The following is a 20,295-nucleotide window of genomic DNA, read 5'->3' on the forward strand; positions in this document are numbered from 1 at the left end:
TTTCTGTTTTGTTTAGTTTTCAAAGAACTATGTTTTTTGCGACAAGAATTATCATAACATTCATTGTCTATTGTGTCAAACACTTTTTAAAAAATCTTTTTTCGAAAAATATTTTTCCGCTCATCAGCGACAGTTATTAATATTAAACTATTAAATAGTATAAGTCAACACCTATCACAAATAAATGTCGATTTATTTCTTTGGCCCTATTAACACTTTTTATATGATTTGATATCCTCCCCAGAAATTTAATTACATTTATATAGGAAGTAACAGAGCAAAACTTGTTAAGTATGATGAGTTAAATCAAGAAAAATTGTCGCTATAATCCCAGAAAAAGTTCAACTAACACAATAAAGTTAGCCGACGCTTAAAAATGAAATTTAATTTAAATAGGATAAAAATCGGAATTCTGATAAACAGTCCTGTCTTTTCCAGAAAAATAATCAGTTCCATTTCTAAAAACTTTTTCATCTCGATAGATGTACAGGATACTTTACATTTAAATGGTCTTGAATATTTCCCAACGGTTTATCGAAGTTGCTAATACCATTGAACTCAAGTCAAACATTAAATGTAAATTGTTTTTTATTGTTTTATATCTTCTTCATATTATTACAAGTTTTGAGTAAGATAACACCGACAAAGAATTTTGTTTTGTCAACTACATTTCGAAAGGGCGTAATTACATGAATAAAAAGCCAGATAAAGCGAAGGACAAGCAATCTAGCCAACCAGAACCTTTAAGTGGTTCTCATAAGGTTAAAAATCAAAATCATACTAGACAAAAAAAGGGTAGTAATCACGATATGTAATGTCATCTGTAGGAATATATACTTCGAGAGCAGATGTACCTTTGCTCTCGAAGTAATATAAATCTGCCCAGCTACACTAAGCCTCAACCATGGCTATCCATGTTCCGTTACCCTCGAATAACGGAAAATTACCATGACGAGAAACGAACAACAAGTGTTTACAGTATTGCAGTGAGTTATATTAACTGAAGAGGTATTTTAAGCATTTGTCTCAGAATAAACATAGAAAAATTTTTAGAAATATATAGCAAAATTAAAATAAACCGCATATTCGATTAACAAAATCGCGATACTCGGTTATTTTTGATGGCGTCAAATATAAAAGTTCATTATAGAAAATAATAAACTTGAATTTTGTATAATGATAATCTAACTTTCCCGTCTTTGGTTATGAATGGATTGTGGACTGTTGAACTCGGAAAAGTCTCCTTTTCTAATAAACTCTCTTACCTCTTCTAGAGTAAATCCAAGGTTTCTTGCAGCAATCATTAATGCTATCCATTCTTTATCTAAACTATTAGTTTGCTGTTGTTCAATCGGCTTCATTAAAAGTCCATCCCCCATTCATACACCTGTGAATGAAAATAAAAAATACCCCTCATATTATTTGTTTAATTGTATTCTAAGTATTTCAGGGGCTTACTTTGCATTTCTTAATCCTCGATGGTTTCGATTAACTCACCTTTAACAGCAATGCGGTCTGAACCGGTTACCGTGCATGTAATCAGTGTGATTTCATTTTTATCTTCTCGATCATCTAGGGTTTCAACCGCAGTGGGTTCAATTTTTGAAGAGCTTGTGACTTCATAAACAAATGTTTTATTACCCACATACAAATATACTTTTTCACCAACTTTCACTTTAGGTAAACGGCTAAAATGTCTTTTATCTCTATATCCTCTATGTCCTGCAATTGTAAAATTCCCAAATCCTGGAACTTGCTCTCTCTTAATTTGTGTTAAAGCAATATTTAAATTATCTTCCGTTGTCTCCTCGAGAACTTTTTGCTTTAACCCAATCGTTGGAATCTCAAGCTCTAGCACTCCCTTTAACTGATCTTCAGTAAGAGAGAGATCTTCTATCGCGGAAAGATCTACATCTGCACCGTTTGACTCTGAAATAAGAGAAAGGGCATCTTCTAATGCCCTTAACTCTTTTCCTTGCTGCCATTCTTGATAGAGGGGAAACAAGATGAAGGTCAGGCCCGCAAGCGAAAACACAATACCAATCATGAATTTTGTATTTTTCATAGAGTCTTCCCCTCCCTCCTTATTACGCCTTCTTTTTCCGACGGAAGATTAATACTCCCCCCATAGCCAACAACAAGAATCCCGCAATCATCATGTACATAAATTGCTCTTCCCCTGTTTGCGGGAGTTTTCCTCCGTAATTGCCAGGCTTATTTCCACTGACAGGTTTCACCTCACCACCCGGTTTATTAACTTGCTCACCAGGTTCCGTTGGTTCTGTTGGTTTAACAGGCTCTGGATCTAAGATGTTGGTAATATCATAGCCGTCTATAATAGATGTATAACCATCTACTCGTTGTTCTTTGACTGTGTACATGTATGCTACACCATTCTCATCAAACTCCGCTAAATCCTTAAAGCTGTACATCCACCCCGCTTTATCCGTCACTTCAACTGTATTAATTACTTTGCCGTTTTGTAATAAGTCTACCTGGATGGAATCTGGGCGATTTGTTGCATGATCACCTTTCCAAGTTTTCGTGCCTTCTACAGATGTTATACCGACACGAATGTTCGTAATATCATAACCATCCATTTTCGTCTTATAACCTGCTACTTCCGCTTCTTCAATTGTGTATTCATACGCTATACCTTCGTCATCATATGCTTCTAGATCTGTAAAATCATGTGTCCATTCATTTTTAGCTGTTACTATTGCTTCTTTGATTGGTTCTCCATTTCTCAACAGATTTACTTTGATGGAATCCGGACGATCTTTTGCATTATCATCTTTCCATCCCTTTGTTACATCCACTGATGTTTGTTCAGATTTGATATTGGTAATATTAAATCCATTTACCTCTGATTTATAGCCTGGGACACCTTGCTCTTTAACGGCATATTCGTACTCTGCACCGTTTTCGTCATATTTGGCTAGGTCTTTAAAGCTATACGACCAATTACTTGTTTTTGTTACCTCTTGCGTCGCTTCTACCACACCATTTTTGAGTAGATTGACTTTGATCATTTCTGGACGATCAGCTGAGTTGTCATCTTTCCAGGTTTTCGTGCCTTCTACAGATGTTATACCTACGCGAACGTTCGTAATATCGAAACCTTCTACTATCGAATCGTAGCCATCAACCGCGTGTTCTTGCACTTCGTAATGGTAGGCGACACCCTCTTCATCGTATTTCTGTAAGTCCGCGAACAGATACTTCCAGTCCGTTTCGGCTGCAACTTCTTTCGTGTAAACCACTTTTCCATTTTGTAAAAGATTCACCTTGATTTTTTCCGGACGGTCTGCCGCGTTATCGTCTTTCCAAGTTTTCGTTCCTTCTATCAATGAGGTACCTACACGAACGTTCGTAATGTCGAAACCTTCTACCGCTGAGGCGTAACCATCAACTGCACGTTCTTTGACTTCATATTTGTAGGCGATACCCTCATCATCATATTTCTGCAAGTCCGTGAATAGGTACTTCCAGTTTGTTTCCACTGTAACTTCTTTTGTATCAATTACTTCTCCATTTTGTAAAAGGTCTACTTTGATCTTTTCTGGTCGATCTGTTGCGTTAGCATCTTTCCAGGTTTTCGTACCTTCTACTGATGTTGTACCTACACGAACATTGGTAATATTGAAACCATCTACAGTCGAATTATATCCATTAACTGCATGTTCTTTCACTGCGTAATTGTAGACTACACCTTCATCATCATATTTCTGCAAGTCTGTAAATAGGTAATCCCAGTTTGTTTCATTGGTGACTTCTTTCGTGTCAACTACATCACCATTTCGCAATAGGTCTACTTTGATCTTTTCCGGACGATCTGCGGAGTTATTGTCTTTCCATGTTTTCGTGCCTTCTACTGATGTTACACCTACGCGAACGTTTGTAATATTAAAACCATTAACAGTTGAATCATACCCATCAACCATTTGTTCTTTCACTGCGTAATTGTAGGCTACACCTTCATCATCATATTTCTGCAAATCTGTGAAGTAATATTTCCAATCTGCTTCCGCTGTAATTTCTCGAGTGTCAACTACTTTACCATTTCGCAATAGATCTACTTTGATCTTTTCTGGACGATCTGTGGCATTATCATCTTTCCAGGTTTTCGTACCTTCCACTGATGTTTTACCTACACGGACGTTGGTAATATTAAAATCATCGACAGTTGAATCATATCCATCAACCGCGTGTTCTTTCACAGTATATTGGTATGCGACACCTTCGTCATCATACTTCTGCAATTCCGGGAAAAGGTACTTCCAATTTGCATCCGACGTGACTTCTTGAGCATCCACCACTTTACCATTTTGCAAAAGGTCCACTTTGATCTTTTCTGGACGATCTGTCGCATTATCGTCCTTCCATATTTTCTTGCCCTCTACTGATGTCGTACCAGTACGAACATTGGTAATATCGTAATTGTCGACAGTCGAATTATATCCATCAACTTCATGTTCTTTCACTGCGTACTTGAAGACCACACCTTCATCATCATACTTTTGCAAGTCTAAAAATAAGAACTTCCAATCTGTTTCAGCCGTGACTTCTTGAGTATCAATTACTCTACTATTTTGTAATAGGTCTACCTTGATCTTTTCCGGACGATCTGCTGAGTTGTCGTCTTTCCAAGTTTTAGTGCCTTCTACTGATGTTTTGCCAACTCGTAGATTGGTAATATCAAAACCATCAATTTTTGTTTCATAACCAACTACTTCTACTTCTTCGATTGTGTATTCATACGCAACGCCTTCGTCATCATATGCCTCTAGTTCTGTAAACTCATGTTTCCACTCATTTTCAGCTGTTACCATTGCTTCTTTGAATGGTTCACCATCTCTTAAAAGATTTACTTGAATGGAATCTGGACGATCTGTTGCATTATCGTCCTTCCAACCTTTTGTAACAGGCACTGATATTTGCTCAGATTTGATATTGGTAATATTAAATCCATCAACTTCTGATTTATACCCTGGAACACCTTGCTCCTTAACTGTGTATTTGTACACCACACCGTTTTCATCATATTTAGCCAAATCTTTAAAGCTATATGACCAGTTACTTTCTTTCGTAACCTCTTTCGTTTCTACTACGATGTCATTTTGTAATAGATTTACCTTTATTACTTCTGGACGATCTGCAGCATTATCATCTTTCCATATTTTCATTCCCTCTACTGATGTTATGCCAGCCCGAACATTGGTAATATTAAAACCATCAACAGACGATTTATACCCTTCTACTTCTTTTTCTCTTACAGTATAGGTATACTTTTTACTTTCATCGTTATATTCATCTAACCCAACAAAGCTAAAGGTCCAATTCCTTGCAGCTGTTACCTCGACTTCTTTAATAATTTCATCATTTCGAAGTAATTCTACAACAATTGACTGTGGACGTTCCTTGGAATCCCCATCCTTCCAATCTTTCGTACCTTCTATTTCTCTCTTTGTTTTCGTATTCTTTTTAGTAACCTTTATCTTCTCTGTTTGCTTTTCTTTTATTGTGAAAGGAATTGGCGTTTTATCTAATTCATAACCAAGTCGTGGTTTTGTTTCCACGAATTGATACTCTCCTGGCTTCAATTCATCCTTGTAAATAATCCCTTGATCATTAGTCGTTAGAGTTGCAAGCGTCACCCATTTATCTTCATCTTTTTGTTGAAGCTCAAACTCGGCATCTCCGAGCTTTTTATTTGGATTTTCACTATCTAACTTCTCTAATTCAACAGCACGAATAATTTTCATATTTTTAATAGTTTTACTGTTGCTTGCACTTCCATTATCTCCACCAATTGTAATAGTAATTGCCTCGCTGTTCTCGAGATATCCTTCTGGGGCTTTATCTTCAATTAAAAGGTAATCCCCGAAAAGTAATTTATCGAATACAATTTCTCCATTACTATTAGTAGTTGCTGTTTTAATAACAACGCCACTATCTGCATCTTTCAAGGTAAACGTTGCATCTGGAAGTAACTTTCCATCATTTGCATCCGTCTTCGTTAATGTTAAACTACCTACTTCCCCACTTCCGGTCCCCATACCTGTAGTATGCTTTACTACAATTTCACTTTTTGACTCGCTTACTGGACCCTCTGTAGTCTTGTCACCTTTAAATGAAATATCATTGTTAATTTTATCACCAGTCTTCGCAAGAATAAGTGATTGATATTCTAAAGTATACGGTTTGCTAATTTCATTATTGAATTTAAGTTCAAAAGAATATGGATCCTCTGTAAACTTAAGCGTGTAATCTTCACCGAGCTTTAACTCATCACCTTTTGTTACAGTTCCATTTTCAGCCACCTTAGTAGCGTATAAGTGAAATGACTGCTCTAAAACTGATTGGTTATCGCTAGGTGTATCAATTACTGTTGCATTATTAACTTTTGCTTGGGCAAAATTGATATTGACCTTCCAGTCTATGATTTTACCATTTTGCTCGGCTGATTTAGTCGTGTACGCTCCACCGTGTGGAATAGATACAGATGCGGTGAGATCTGCTTGTTTTTTCGTACCATCAAAAACAGTTACCTTATTATCATATATTTTTTCAACGAAGCTTAAATTCTTTAAGCTTGTTTTATACGTTATTTGGTATGCTTCGTTTATTTCATCTCTAAATTCAACTTTAAATCCTTTTTTTCCATCCTTTTCAATCTCTGTCTTCGTATAAAGATCTGGAGAAACTAATTCTCCTACCTCTACCGCATTTTCTCCCTGTTTAGGAATTACTTTGTGAACTTCTATGGAAGTTAGGTCGACTTTAAGATTTTCACTTTGTGTAATAAAATCCTCAATAGAAGCACTAGTAAGTTTTTGTAAATTATAATTAAAAACAATACTCCAAGTGATTTCTTGTGTAATGGCATTATATGAACTATTTTTAAAACCATTAAACTGTGTATAGTCATTTGGTATGAAATTAGACTGCGCCTCTTTTGTCTTCTCCGCACCATCTTTGTCAGTCCAAGCAAGAGTTGCTTTATTTTGCAAGTAGTTTAATGATTTGTCTTTTCGCTGCTCATAATCAAAATCTGTTTTGTATTTGATTGTATGTGCTGAATTAATCGTTTTATTAAACTGAATAACAAACTCATTTTGCTCATCCTTAACTATTTCATAATCCCCAGGACTCGCTAACTTTCCATCATTATTTGTAATCACAATGCTTTCAGGATCTAACGTAAGCCCCCCGTTTGTAAATACATCAGTTAATAGGACATTCTTCATTTCTTGATGATCATGATTAAAGGAAATCGTCCATTCAATTATTTTATCTTTATAATTTGGTGTTCCATGATTTTTAAATAGAATCTGTTGACCAACAAGTTGCTTCCCAGTAGAGTATCTATCATCCGCAAGATAAATTCTATTTTCAATATCTATTCCATCAAAAACACGATCCGTAGCTTTTGTTTTATACTCGATTATATACGCAGAATCTATATCTTTATTGAATTGAAGGTTAAAATTGAATTTTCTATTTATTGGGTTTCCAGCTTCCTCTACTGTCCCATCAACATTATAGGTTACTGTATAATCTCCCTTTTCTACTACTTCACCAATCATTTCCTTGCCATTACTGTCAATAGTTACGTCCTTAACTACAATTGATTCCCTCATTAGTTCTTGGCTATCATTTTTTATAAACGCATCCCTCAAGTACGCATCTACTTGCGCAATGTTCTTTTCATCGTAATTATATCGAATTTGCCATGTAATCGTTTGATTCTTAGAATCATAATGAGCTGCTTTTTTCGCGATTGGATGGCCTCTTTGTACACCTACAGATGCACTTGCATCAGCAACCTTAGTGCCATTTGATAGCAATTCTGCTGTATTTTTAAAGTCCTTTTGATCCCCATCAGTAATATCCGTTGTATACACTACTCGATAAGCAGTATTAATATCGCCACGAAAATCAAGGGAAAAATCTTTTCCATCTGTAGTATTCCCGACAATATATTTGCTTTGATCTACTAGTTCACCTAGAGTAACGGTTCCATCCATTTTAGTAATCAAGTGATATAGCTTGAGACTATCTTTTTGTAATTTTTGCCCCGCTTGAATTGGGTCATTTAAAACTGCGTTTTCAATTTTTTCTAATGTTTTATTAAAATCCACTGTCCACTCAATTGTTTCAGCGTTATATCCTTTATTGGGTACACCCTTTTTCTCAATTGCTGGCCCGCCAGGATTATACGTAATCGGTACTTTTATTGAATCGCCACCCTCAATTGGTGTAACGATAATTTCTTTGTCTTCTGTAATGATAATATCTTTACTTAATTCTGTTAACACTTCGAGCGTCCCTTTAATATTAGAATGATGCTCAATATACTCTGTAAATTCAACAGTCGCTGTGCCATCCTTCGCGACTGAAAAGTGACCAAAGATATCACCATTCGGAGCTTTCATAGGTGAAGCAATAACAAATTCATACACTTCCAATTCTGCTGGAAGTTGAAATGTGAACGTTGATCCAGCTGCATATCCATGACCATTTTCAAGCGCCCAATCATAATACACTGAAATGATTGAGTCAGGCCCAGCACTTTCTATTACATTTCCCTTTTCGTCTTGAATAATTAATTTAGTACTAGTTAAAATATTTCCCTTTATTTCCGTGCTTTTCAGTTCCTTTTTAGATTTTAATGCTGATAAATCTTCCTTAATATCAGCTGCTTGCTCTTCCTTTTCGCCTGTATCTTCTACTATTGTTTCCTCAGGCGCTTCTGTTTTCTCATCTTCTATTTCTCCGCCCTCTTGATCAACAACTTCCGTATCCTCCGCAATCGTTTCCTCTTCAGTCTCTTTTGATTCTCCCGTTGCTTCCTCGGTTGTTTCATCCTTCGCCTTTATTTCAAAAGCAACATCAATAACCTGTGCTTTACCATTGTTAATAAATGTAAGTGCTGTTGTTTCACTATCCTTTATTACTTCTTTATCAAAAATAACCGGAATAGTGATGGTTCCAGTCTCATTAACAGGGATTTCTATTTCATCATTTACAGTTACTGAAACCATACCACCAGTAGCAACTTCATATGAAGCTACTTCCAGTCCATCCTTCGCTATCAATTTACCACTTTCCTGCTTTATGATCTTTAATGCAGGTGGAAGTTTTATTGAATGAACATCCCCCGCCCTTACATTTGCATCTGTCAGTTTCCAATCTAACTGTATACGCACAGCTGATTCTGGACTGATCTGCTTTTCAGCATTGATTACTTCACCCGCTTCATCTATTAAAGATATATTAGCGAAAACGTCCTTTTCTGGATTACTTATCGCCTGCACTTGTACCGGTAGCCCAATACTGGTAAAAATAGTATTGGATATTAGCACAAAGATAAAAGCAATAATACTAACCTTTTTCCCCATTCCTTTTTTCCTCCCTTTTTGGCTTAAACCCTTTTAAAACTAGTAGATATAGTGTAATTCCCCTTCTATTTATGTACTCGGATATGTGGTTTAGATAAGCCAATTACCTTGTAAATATTAACAAAACAACTCTGAACAAAATCTGAACACATTTAATCTTTTGTTTTATGACGAGGGTTAGATATAAATAAAAAAAGCCACCTACATTTATTAGGTGGCTCCATTTAAAGACAAAAGATTTACTATTAAAATGTACACAATATGGAATAAAACGACTGTCGGGAAATTAAGAATAAATTGGTTTTTTCTACAGCCTGTGACAAGTAAAGATATAACAGGGGCACAACGATGAGGAAACCCACCGCACGCCTGAAAGCGAATGCTAGATCTCGGAAACATAATTTATCCAGGTAACTAATAATCGAAAATACTAGTTATTTAAATGTTTATAATAAAGTTCTTTCATCTCTTGGGGTACATCGAGCCCTAAATCATCCAACCACTGCTTTTTGAAAACATGAAATAAAGCGATCATTTTTTTGACACTTTTTGTTTTCCCATAATGATCCATTAATAAGTAAATATACCTTTCTTCATAAGATTCCAGCTCAATCATTTTTTCTAAACAGATTTCAACAAAATAAGATTGCTCTATATCATCTTTTGCACTTAATACATAATTCTCTAAGCACTTCGAAAAGGATTTTTTAATACTATGTTGTTCATGTAAAGCCCAACTATAACTTTCAACTTCCAAAAAGTCACCTGTATATAATTGAAGTATCCTTTCTATATTGGGTCCTGTTATTTCAATAAGTTTTATGATGTTTTCTAATTCAGAAAGATCACTCTTCAGCGTCATATTCAACGTATATTGCTCATTTGTGAAAGAAATAGGGTTCGAAATCCCAATATCTTTTAAAACCTTCCTTAATTGATACACTGTAGTATGGATTAGGGTATTTGCTTTTTCAATAGGTATCCCTGACCACAAATCCTCTATTAGTCGATGTTTATGCACACCTTCTTTAGAAAGCCATAAATAAACGAATAATTCTTTTACCTTCTTTGTGCGCCATTTTACTATGTTCTTTTCAGAATCATATAACTGAAAATCCCCCATCGACTTAGCGAATAAACACGTTTCTTTAGCGACTTTCAATTCTTTTCCTTTACGGTATAACTGCATTTTTTCTCGTAGTTTTGTAATTGACTTTTCTAACCTTTCCAGCCTTACTGGTTTCAGCAAATAATCAATCGCGTTTACTTCAAAAGCTTCTAATGCAAATTGCGGGTGTGCAGTAACAAAAATTATTTGTAAATTATTGAAATTAGTCATTAATCTTTCTGCGAATTCAAGCCCATGAATGGATCCCATCTCCATATCTAAAAATACAATGTCAATATCAAATCTTTCCAGTTCTTCAAACGCCTTTTGGGGATTAGTATATTTACCAACTATTTCAATACCATTTATTTTCTTTAATTGTATTTCAAGTACTTCTAACGCCAATTGCTCATCATCAATTAATATAACCCTCATTATTTTGCACCCCCTGCAAGATGATCGTTACCTTCGTCCCTGCGCCTTCCACACTCTCTAATGAAAACTTTACTCTTTTCATTAATTTTAATCTTTTGAAAATATTCGAGAAACCAATTTCATCATTTCCCTCGTTTAGTAGTTCTGCTTTTTTATATTCGGTTATACCCATTCCATCATCTTCAACAACTATCTTAACTCCTGCGACATCCCTTTGAATGGAAATCCATAATGAACCACCTGGAGTTTTCTTAGCAATTCCATGTTGAACAGCATTTTCTACAAGTGGTTGAATTATCATGGATGGTAGCATGGCATGTGCACTTTCATCAATATTATAATGAACCTTTAATCTTTCCCGATACCGCATTTGTTCAATAGATAAATAGGACTTCACTAATTCCATTTCTTTCGCTATTGAAATAAGAGAATTACGATTATAAAAATCCAACTTGGCTCTTAGATAGATTGAAAGATGTTCTAATGCTTCTCGCGCTTTATCTACATCTCCATAACTTAATCCAATAATTGTGTTAAGTGTATTGTATAAAAAATGTGGAGTAATTTGTGCATGGAAGTAACTCAATTCATCATGAACAGCATCTTGTGCAGACTTTCTTATGGCTAATAACGACTTCATTCTTACTATTAGTTGTTCCGTTTGTATAGGCTTATGTAAGAAATCATTTGCTCCTACATCATAGTATAGTGATAAATCTGTTAATTGATCTGCTGTTAAAATAATAATCGGTAATTCGACTGAGTGATAATCTTTTCGTACAATTTTACATAATTCATATCCCGACATTTTAGACATCGCCACATCTATTATCATCATATCAATCGCTTCATTATTCAATGCTTCTATTGCTTCCTCCCCATTATCTACTGTAATGACTGTATAATTAAGGGATGCAACTAAATCCATCTGTTTTTTTAAGTTCGTATGTTCATCATTGACTACTAAAATAGTGTATTTGTAGTCTTCTTCAAGCTTCATAGGTCTATTCATACGAAGGACACCTTTTAAACATATGTCTCCTTTTTCTTCTACTTTCACTTCTGGCACCTGACACTCATTCGCTAATCGTATCGCAAAAGTAAAACAAGAGCCTTTTCCATATTCCAAAGTTATCTAAATCCTCCCGCCTAAAGCTTCAGCTAGTTATTTTGCAATCAACAGACCTAACCCAAAGCCTTTTGATCCTTACAATGAAATCGCTTTCCAATTGATAAAACGAAGTAAATATGAGAGCTAGCTCCTTCTTCTATACCAACCCCTGTATCAGAAAATGAATATTCATCTCTTCATCGTGAACTTCCGTTGAGATAATAACCTCTCGAAATTTTGTAAATTTAAGTCATTGTGCATAAATCGAATACAATTTGTTTCAGCTGATGTTCATCTACGTAGACAAGGGGCAATTTGAATGTTCGGGTAAATTAAATTGAATTCGTTCATTTGAAGTCACTAAATATACCGACTGAAATATACAGAATAAGCTAAAATGTAATTGATATACATCGCTTCTCCGCTAAAAAAGGACCAGAAGGTAATAAACGCCGAACAGTAAATGACCCGGAAATCCGCAAAGTATCTAACGCCCTATTTCAATCTCTTTGCTTCATAATGTTTAGATGTTCCAATTTCAAAAAAATGAATAAATCTGCCATTAAGATAGTAATAATTAGCAACAAGAACATTCGTCTTTGTCCCATCCATTTCTAATACGCCTACGGAATAGAATGAGGCAAGTAGTGTAATTTAAAAAATACCTATCGATAGGATGATTCCAATGATTCTTTTCATAGATACCCCGTAAGACAGCTCATAGCTACATTTCCTAACAAAAGTATTATCTCCAAAGCTTGTAAGTAACTACACTATGAATCGTATGCCTACTCACATTATATTCCTTCGCAAGTTGGCGTATAGATAGCGCTTCTTCATTACTATAACGGTCTCTAATTTGCTTTACATCTGCTGCTGTTAAATGTGTGCGGCTCATGTTTGTTTTCGGGATTTCAGGATGGTCTTTTTTCAAGTCTTTTATTTTATCCCCTAGTAACGTTTGTTTAATTTTTGCTTTTGTCTCATTTGATCTTTTTATGCCCTTTTTAGCTTTAGATAATTTAAGTTTATGCTCATCAGAAAGAGTTCTCCCTTTCATGGCTCGGCTTATTTTTTCATTTTTTGTGAGCTTCTTTTCCATATAGTAATTTTCCTTTCTCACATGGTAGGTAAATACACCACACTATTAGCAAATGTATTGGTGCACCAACAAATCTAATTAATCCATTTGGATAATAACCCTAAAATTTTTATCGACTAAATATTTTAATTGTACATATTTAATAAAAAAATATTACTTATCTATTATGTATCAACTTTCTGAACTAATTCTGAACATAGGAAGAAACAAAAATCACGGGTAAACTAGTGTTCCTTTTTAAAATGCTTTAAAAGTTTTTGGTAAATTTGGCATTTATTTAGTTATACATATTTTGAACGATCATCAATACCGCATTGTTTACGTTACTTAAGTATTATTCTCAATTCATTTACTATTCTAAAGAAACTTTTATTTTATTTTGTCTTAGCATACGTCCTTAAAAAGGTTATACTCTTAATAACTAAAATTATTTCAACAATATAAAATATTATACAAGAATAGCAAAGGAGACTTTTTTTATGTCTGAAATAAATAAACAGAAAATTGTAGAAAGTGTTCCTCAAAAGGGATTTTTTGGCCACCCTAAGGGATTGTTTACACTTTTCTTCACTGAATTTTGGGAGAGATTCTCTTATTATGGAATGAGGGCCATCCTTGTTTTCTATATGTATTATGAAGTATCAAAAGGTGGATTGGGACTCGAGGAACATACAGCCCTTGCTATAATGTCCATCTATGGATCTCTCGTTTACATGTCTGGAATTATCGGCGGATGGTTAGCTGATAGAATATTCGGAACATCGCGAGCTGTATTTTATGGTGGAATTCTGATTATGCTCCCAGGTATTGCTCTAGCAATACCTGGGAGCATATCGCTGTTCTTTGTTTCTATGGTACTGATTGTTCTTGGTACAGGCCTGCTGAAACCTAATGTTTCTAGTATGGTTGGAGATATTTACAGTGAATCAGATAATCGCCGTGATTCTGGATTTAGTATTTTCTATATGGGTATTAACCTTGGCGGATTCATTTCTCCTTTAATTGTCGGAGAAGTCGGATTGAAATACGACTTTCATTTAGGTTTTGGTATTGCTGCAATCGGTATGTTTTTCGGTTTACTAGTTTTTCTATTTACAAAGAAAAAAAACCTTGGTCTCGCTGGGACATATATAGCAAACCCATTATCACCAACTGAAAAGAAAAAGGTATTTACAATTATTGGTCTTGCTTTTGCTTTTATAGCTATTATAGTGGCAGTAAGCATCCCATTAGGTCTACTTACTATCAAATCATTTATTGCTTTGGTAGGAATTCTCGGTTTCCTTATTCCAACGATTTATTTCGTTATTATGTATCGCAGTCCTAAAACGAGTGATGTAGAGCGTTCGCGAATTATCGCTTTCATCCCATTATTTCTAGCTTCGGTTATGTTTTGGTCCATCCAAGAACAAGGATCAACCATTCTTGCCAATTATGCGGACAAACGTACACAACTAGAATTTTTAGGATTCCATATTTCACCAGCCTGGTTCCAATCTTTAAACCCGCTCTTTATCATTACATTGGCTCCAGTATTTGCGTGGTTATGGATGAAGTTAGGAAATCGTCAACCTTCTATTCCACATAAGTTTTCTTTGGGATTATTGTTTGCCGGCCTATCGTTCCTAGTTATTCTTTTACCAGCATACTTTGGTGGAGAAAATTCATTGGTAAATCCGTTATGGCTTGTGCTTAGTTATTTCATCGTTGTTATTGGTGAGTTATGCCTATCACCGGTTGGATTATCAGCAACGACAAAATTAGCACCTGCTGCTTTTTCGGCACAAACAATGAGTCTATGGTTCTTATCTAACGCTGCTGCCCAAGGTTTGAATGCACAGCTTGTTAACTTTTATAAACCAGAAACTGAAATGCTCTATTTTGGCATTATTGGCGGAGCAGCTATTCTGCTGAGTATCATTCTATTTTTATTCACACCTATCATACAGCGATATATGAAAGGTGTACATTAAATCAATTGATGATCAAGACGAGAGACATAACTGTTCTCTCGTCTTTATATTATCCCTAAGCAGGTTTATTCACTACCTCATCGACCTTGGGTTCCGGCACGAAAGCAAGAATAATAATTCCAATAATAAACAGAATGACTAAACTAAATACTCCATAAGATGAATGGCCAGTAATTTGCGCAGTTACACCTAATAATAATGGTCCCATAATCGCAGCAAACTTTCCAAAAATATTATAAAAACCGAAAAACTCATTTGATTTTTCTTTAGGTACTAATTTTGCGAAATAAGACCTACTTAATGCTTGGATACCACCTTGAGATGTCCCTACAAGCATAGCTAAGATCCAGAAGTCTAGTGTAGTTTTTAAAAAGAAAGCGTAGATACAAACGATAATATAAACAAATATGCCGACGTATATCATCTTTTTCCCCGTGAATTTTTCTGCGAATTTTCCATATATAATCGCACATGGTGCAGCGACTAATTGAGTGACGAACAAGATAAGTAAAAGGCTTGTGGAACTAATTCCTAAATCAGTGCCATATGCAGTAGACATAGAAATAATCGTCCCAACCCCATCAATATAAAAGAAGTATGCTAGTAAGAATAAAAACAATGCCCGATATTTTCGAATATCCTTAAAGGTTTGACCAAGCCTTCTAAAACTACTAATAACCAATTTTGGTTCGCGTTCTATATAATAACGTTGATGGATGTTTTTCAACATAGGGATCGTGAACAATCCCCACCAAATCGCTGTAATAAGGAAAGCAAGTTGGCTAGCTCTCGTAGCAGAAACTCGAATCATTTCGTTTTGCGCCAAGATGATAATTGCGATACTAACAATAAATGGGATCGTGCTACCAATATAGCCAAGACCATACCCTCGTGCCGAAACCCGATTCATCCTTCCCTCTGTCGTCACATCCACGATAAATGCATCGTAAAATACATTGGCCCCCCAAAACCCTACTGCGGAAAATGTATAGCATACTAATAAAAGCAACCAATTTTCACTTGGTACAAATGCAAGTAAGGTAGTAGCAAGTACACCGATTGCAAAAAAGAAGATAAAAAACTTTTTCTTTAATCCTTGATAATCCGCGATCGTCCCTAATATAGGGCTTAACATCGCTAAAATAAATGTGGCGATAGCGATTGTATAACCGAGATAAGCAGTAGAATCTGCAGCACTAATGCCAGCATTTGTAGCAGCCGCTTTATAAAAGATTGGAAATACTGCCGTCGTAATAATTATAGAATAAGCAGAGTTTGCCCAATCATATAACATCCAACTATTTTCCCCTTTAGTATAATGTTTCACTCCATTCCCTCCCTTGCCCTTTAATAATAATTACAAAATTCAGAATAATAATCACAATAATAGCTCTTCTATAACCTTTCCGTCGGTTTCACCAAGATGAAGCCCAAGCAAGTGAGCAAAAGTTGGACCTTCGTCGATTAGTTGCATTGTTGGGATGATCACATTTTCCCGAATTCCTTTTCCAGATGCCATGAAAACCGTTGTATAATCTGCCTTTTCAGGTGAATATCCGTGGCAAGCGCGTGTGTAGCGCCTCTCCTTCACATCTTCCGCTGTAATCCTATCGATAAATGATCCTTCTAAACCCTCTGTAAAATAATATCCTTTACTGGCCTCAATCATAAAAGCTGCATGATCATCTGCTCCTTTATCCGCCGCCTCCTTACTAGTTAACACTCTTTCAATTCCATTGCTCTCCTCTTTTAAGAGTTCATTTAGTAATGTTTGAACAATTTCTTTTGCTTTTTCATCTTTTACATATATATATGCGGAACCATCACAGCTATTGCAATACGCCTGCCAATTTCTTACCTTTCCACGCTTCGATACATCTATTAGTCCTCGTTCCCGAAACAATACATTTATTTTGATTGCTTTCTCTTCATCCATTGCACTATGATCCCCTAGTGCGATAATCGTTGAACGTTCATATATGTTAGCCTCTTTTAATGCCTGAATAATTCGCCCAAGTCGAATATCATGACGCTGGATAGCTGCATGGGCTTCTATTGATGAAAATCCATGTAAATGACGATGGGTATCTAGATCAGTAAAATGTATAAGCATTAAGTTTGGTCGCTTCGCCTTGATTGTATAAACGGTAGATTCTAATACAAAGTCGTCTAGTTCCGGCTGATTTAATCCCTTTCGTATATGACCGAAACGACGATTCATATCTAATTGATAGAGAAAACTTCCATTTAGTAAGGAGACAGGAATTTGATTCTGCCAAGGACGATTGGCAAATATTTCAGGCATATGATAATCAATTTTCCCTTTTGCTGTTACCGGCCATAATAATCCAGCTGTTGTCATGCCAGCCTTTTTCGCTTCATCGTATAATGTCGTCCCCTTCACATAACGGCGATGCCAATACCAATCAGGAGAAGGCCTCCCAGGTTGTAAAAGGGTATTATTAATTACACCATGACGTTTCGGATAATTACCCGTCACAATTGTTGCGTGACATGGATATGTCACAGATGGATAAATTGTCTCCACATTTTTACAAATAGATGCTTTACGCAAAAACTGCTGAAAATGAGGAAGCTCCTCCAATATAGGAAAATCCAATGAAGACAGACAATCAAATGAGATGACAATTAAATGATCCGTATGTTTAGTCATTGCAACCTCCCCATTATTTGTATTACGTAGCTTTTCGACAAAAGGGCTTAGATCCCCTTTTAATATTTTGATAACCTTGGAAATGTGTAACGCCATCCAATTATCGTTGCTACAAACAAAATAACGATATATACATAAAGACCATAATTAATAAATGTGGCTAGTAAATGAATTCCCGCAAATAGAACTGTTATTATCATAAGAACGATCATATTAGCTGTATTTGAATCTTGCGCAAATTCAAATGATCTGGAAAATGGATATGTTTCATTATTCGTCAACCGATAAGTAATTAAAACCTGAGACAATCCCGCTAGTAAGACAGCGAAAAGATCTGGAAGAATTTCCACAGAAAAAATAAAAATGAACAAAATACTAAGAAGAAAGTAAATAGGAGCATACATTTTTACAAGAAATGCTTTTAACGTACCACTGTAAATAGAAGATACCTCCTTGATTGGTGTTGCTCGATAAATCCAATTTCCTTTATAATTTCCTGAGAATTTAAGCATATGGACAATCGCTGGGATCATCAGATTACAAAAATAAATGACGAGGAACATTTTACTATCAGAAAGTGCAGCAAAGGAACTTGTTCGCACCTCATTAAATAAAAAAATAAACGGAAAAATAACGGCAAATCCTAATGTCGGGTAAACCTTCAATTTAAACTCTCTTTCTCGTTTCATCATCAGAGAGGCAAAGCGAAAAAATGCTCGCTCTTCTTCTCTTCTACAGGTTAATTTTGCCCACAAATTATCAAGTCGAACTGTACTCCTTTTCCTTGGGTTCATATCACTTAATAACTTTTGCAAATTCTGTTCAAAAGAAGGCATTAATCGAGCATAAATCAGAATAGAAATAATAGGAACAAATAATCCCAGTAACGTTAGAGCAATATTATAAATAGATGTATGCTGATTCATCAATAAATCGAATGGTGCACCGTACCAGAAAGCAGGTATAAATACATGCCACCAATGAAAGCTATAGGTGAACTGTAAGTCTACCAACTCAAAGGATCTCGCTAACACTTGATAACCGATTAGAATGCTAATAGATAATAAGATTTGCACATAATTAATAATATCCTTCAAGCGTTCCCCACTGAAAAAACGCAAGATAAATAAGTAAATCAAAGCTGTCAGAACTACAGTAAAAAGACCAATTAAAATCAATTCTACTAAAAACAAAAACGAAAATAAGATCCCTTTGCTAAATAGGCTAACTATTAATGGGATCGCAACAAATGCACCTGTCAGTAGAAACATATATATCAATACATGAAAGAATTTAGCCGCACTGATTGTCCGTTTGCTAATTGGTTTTGTATCTAATATATTCTTATCACGTACATCTAATAGTACTGTCGAAAAATCCGAAATCATCGAAGTCATCAGGATAAACATAACCAATCCAAATACAAGACTCATTTGGAATATATAATTATCTCCTAAAAGGATAAAAGGAATTAATATCAGTCCATAAAAGGCATATAATCCAAGTGATTTCAAAAAATGATTCCCTTCCTTCTTTTTCCCCGCTCCATTGAAGATGGTAGGTACCCTTCTTTGATCCATCATGAGCTTCACTTGCAGTATTTTCCTCATCACACCATAATCAATGCCAAACTTCCTGAATATACCTTTAAATAAGTCCAAGAATTTTAATGTCCGAAAATCACTCATTATTCGATTCCCCTCTGACAGTCGCAACAATATTTCTAGCAATTTTTTTATGTTCATCAAAACCTGTCAACTGATTAAAGATCTCCTCAAGCGTCCCTTCTTTACTCTGTTCTTTTAATTCTTCAAAACTACCATCAGCAACTACCTTACCTTCTACTAATAAAATAATGCGACTACTAATCTTTTCAACAACATCCATAATGTGCGAAGAGTAAAAAATGGTTTTTCCTTGGGAAGCAAGTTGTGCTAGGATCTCTTTAATGATCATCACGCTATTTGCATCCAAACCACTTAATGGTTCATCTAAAAATAACAAATCAGGATCATGTAATAAGCTCGAAACTATCAATGTCTTTTGCTTCATTCCTTTAGAAAAGGAAGAAAGTCTCGCATGAAAAACTTCCTCCAATCCAAATTCCCTCGCTAAATTCAGTGCCTTTTGCTCCGCTCTATCTCGATCCATTCCATACAACTCACCAACGAAGATTAAGTATTCACTAGCTGTTAGGTTGTCATAAGCCTCAGCATTCTCTGGAACATATCCGATTTTCCTTTTATATGTATGATCCGCATCTGCGATATTTTCCCCGAATATTTCCACTTTACCGCCATATCCATCTACTAGACCAAGCATTATTTTCACGGTCGTACTTTTTCCTGCACCATTTGGACCAATATAACCAATGATTTGTCCTTGAAAAACCTCTAAGTTTATACCATTCAATACTTGTTTTCCGCCATAACTCATCGTTAAATCGGTGAGAGATAAAATCTTTTCTCCTATAATATTCATGTGGTCA

At 35.4% G+C, this 20,295-nt stretch carries 12 protein-coding genes; 2 read left to right on the forward strand and 10 right to left on the reverse strand.

The genetic code is table 11. The annotated features are described in order from the left end of the window. The first annotated feature begins 689 nt into the window (after positions 1 to 689). Positions 690 to 815: a small acid-soluble spore protein P gene (locus tag BLE01S_RS18070; protein ID WP_066145669.1), complete on the forward strand. Its 126-nt coding sequence runs from the start codon at positions 690 to 692 to the stop codon at positions 813 to 815. Between the two features lie 369 nt (positions 816 to 1,184). Here BLE01S_RS18070 and BLE01S_RS18075 read toward each other — a convergent pair whose 3' ends face one another. The 6 genes from BLE01S_RS18075 to BLE01S_RS18100 form a co-directional block, all read right to left on the reverse strand. Beyond that, positions 1,185 to 1,379, reverse strand: coding sequence for an anti-repressor SinI family protein (locus BLE01S_RS18075; protein WP_066145672.1), 195 nt, complete (start codon positions 1,377 to 1,379; stop codon positions 1,185 to 1,187). Between the two features lie 89 nt (positions 1,380 to 1,468). Further along, entirely contained in the window at positions 1,469 to 2,065 is a 597-nt protein-coding gene (locus tag BLE01S_RS18080) for a class D sortase (RefSeq protein WP_066145675.1), read from the reverse strand. Between the two features lie 22 nt (positions 2,066 to 2,087). Beyond that, positions 2,088 to 9,404, reverse strand: a complete 7,317-nt coding sequence (locus BLE01S_RS20905; protein WP_066145678.1) for a Cna B-type domain-containing protein — start codon at positions 9,402 to 9,404, stop codon at positions 2,088 to 2,090. A 430-nt stretch (positions 9,405 to 9,834) separates the two neighbouring features. Beyond that, positions 9,835 to 10,947 carry a response regulator gene (locus BLE01S_RS18090; RefSeq protein ID WP_066145681.1) on the reverse strand — a complete coding sequence of 371 codons (1,113 nt, stop codon included), beginning with the start codon at positions 10,945 to 10,947 and terminating at the stop codon, positions 9,835 to 9,837. After that, positions 10,928 to 12,076, reverse strand: coding sequence for a histidine kinase (locus BLE01S_RS18095; protein ID WP_066145684.1), 1,149 nt, complete (start codon positions 12,074 to 12,076; stop codon positions 10,928 to 10,930). Before BLE01S_RS18095 ends, BLE01S_RS18090 begins: the two co-directional genes overlap by 20 nt. A gap of 727 nt (positions 12,077 to 12,803) precedes the next feature. Further along, positions 12,804 to 13,160: an NUMOD3 domain-containing DNA-binding protein gene (locus BLE01S_RS18100; protein WP_066145687.1), complete on the reverse strand. Its 357-nt coding sequence runs from the start codon at positions 13,158 to 13,160 to the stop codon at positions 12,804 to 12,806. Positions 13,161 to 13,639: 479 nt separating this feature from the next. Between BLE01S_RS18100 and BLE01S_RS18105 the strand changes: the two genes are divergently transcribed. Next, entirely contained in the window at positions 13,640 to 15,133 is a 1,494-nt protein-coding gene (locus BLE01S_RS18105) for a peptide MFS transporter (protein ID WP_066145690.1), read from the forward strand. A gap of 55 nt (positions 15,134 to 15,188) precedes the next feature. On the opposite strand, the gene BLE01S_RS18110 is transcribed toward BLE01S_RS18105, so the two are convergent. The 4 genes from BLE01S_RS18110 to BLE01S_RS18125 form a co-directional block, all read right to left on the reverse strand. Beyond that, positions 15,189 to 16,427, reverse strand: coding sequence for an MFS transporter (locus tag BLE01S_RS18110; protein ID WP_082788819.1), 1,239 nt, complete (start codon positions 16,425 to 16,427; stop codon positions 15,189 to 15,191). Positions 16,428 to 16,511: 84 nt separating this feature from the next. Then, positions 16,512 to 17,807: an alkaline phosphatase family protein gene (locus BLE01S_RS18115; protein ID WP_066145696.1), complete on the reverse strand. Its 1,296-nt coding sequence runs from the start codon at positions 17,805 to 17,807 to the stop codon at positions 16,512 to 16,514. A gap of 59 nt (positions 17,808 to 17,866) precedes the next feature. Then, complete coding sequence (locus BLE01S_RS18120) at positions 17,867 to 19,495, reverse strand: hypothetical protein (protein ID WP_066145699.1); 1,629 nt, start codon at positions 19,493 to 19,495, stop codon at positions 17,867 to 17,869. Then, positions 19,488 to 20,288, reverse strand: a complete 801-nt coding sequence (locus BLE01S_RS18125; protein WP_174521748.1) for an ABC transporter ATP-binding protein — start codon at positions 20,286 to 20,288, stop codon at positions 19,488 to 19,490. Before BLE01S_RS18125 ends, BLE01S_RS18120 begins: the two co-directional genes overlap by 8 nt. Positions 20,289 to 20,295: the final 7 nt, after the last annotated feature.

Source organism: Lederbergia lenta NBRC 16444, assembly GCF_001591545.1.
Lineage (GTDB): Bacteria > Bacillota > Bacilli > Bacillales > Bacillaceae_C > Lederbergia > Lederbergia lenta.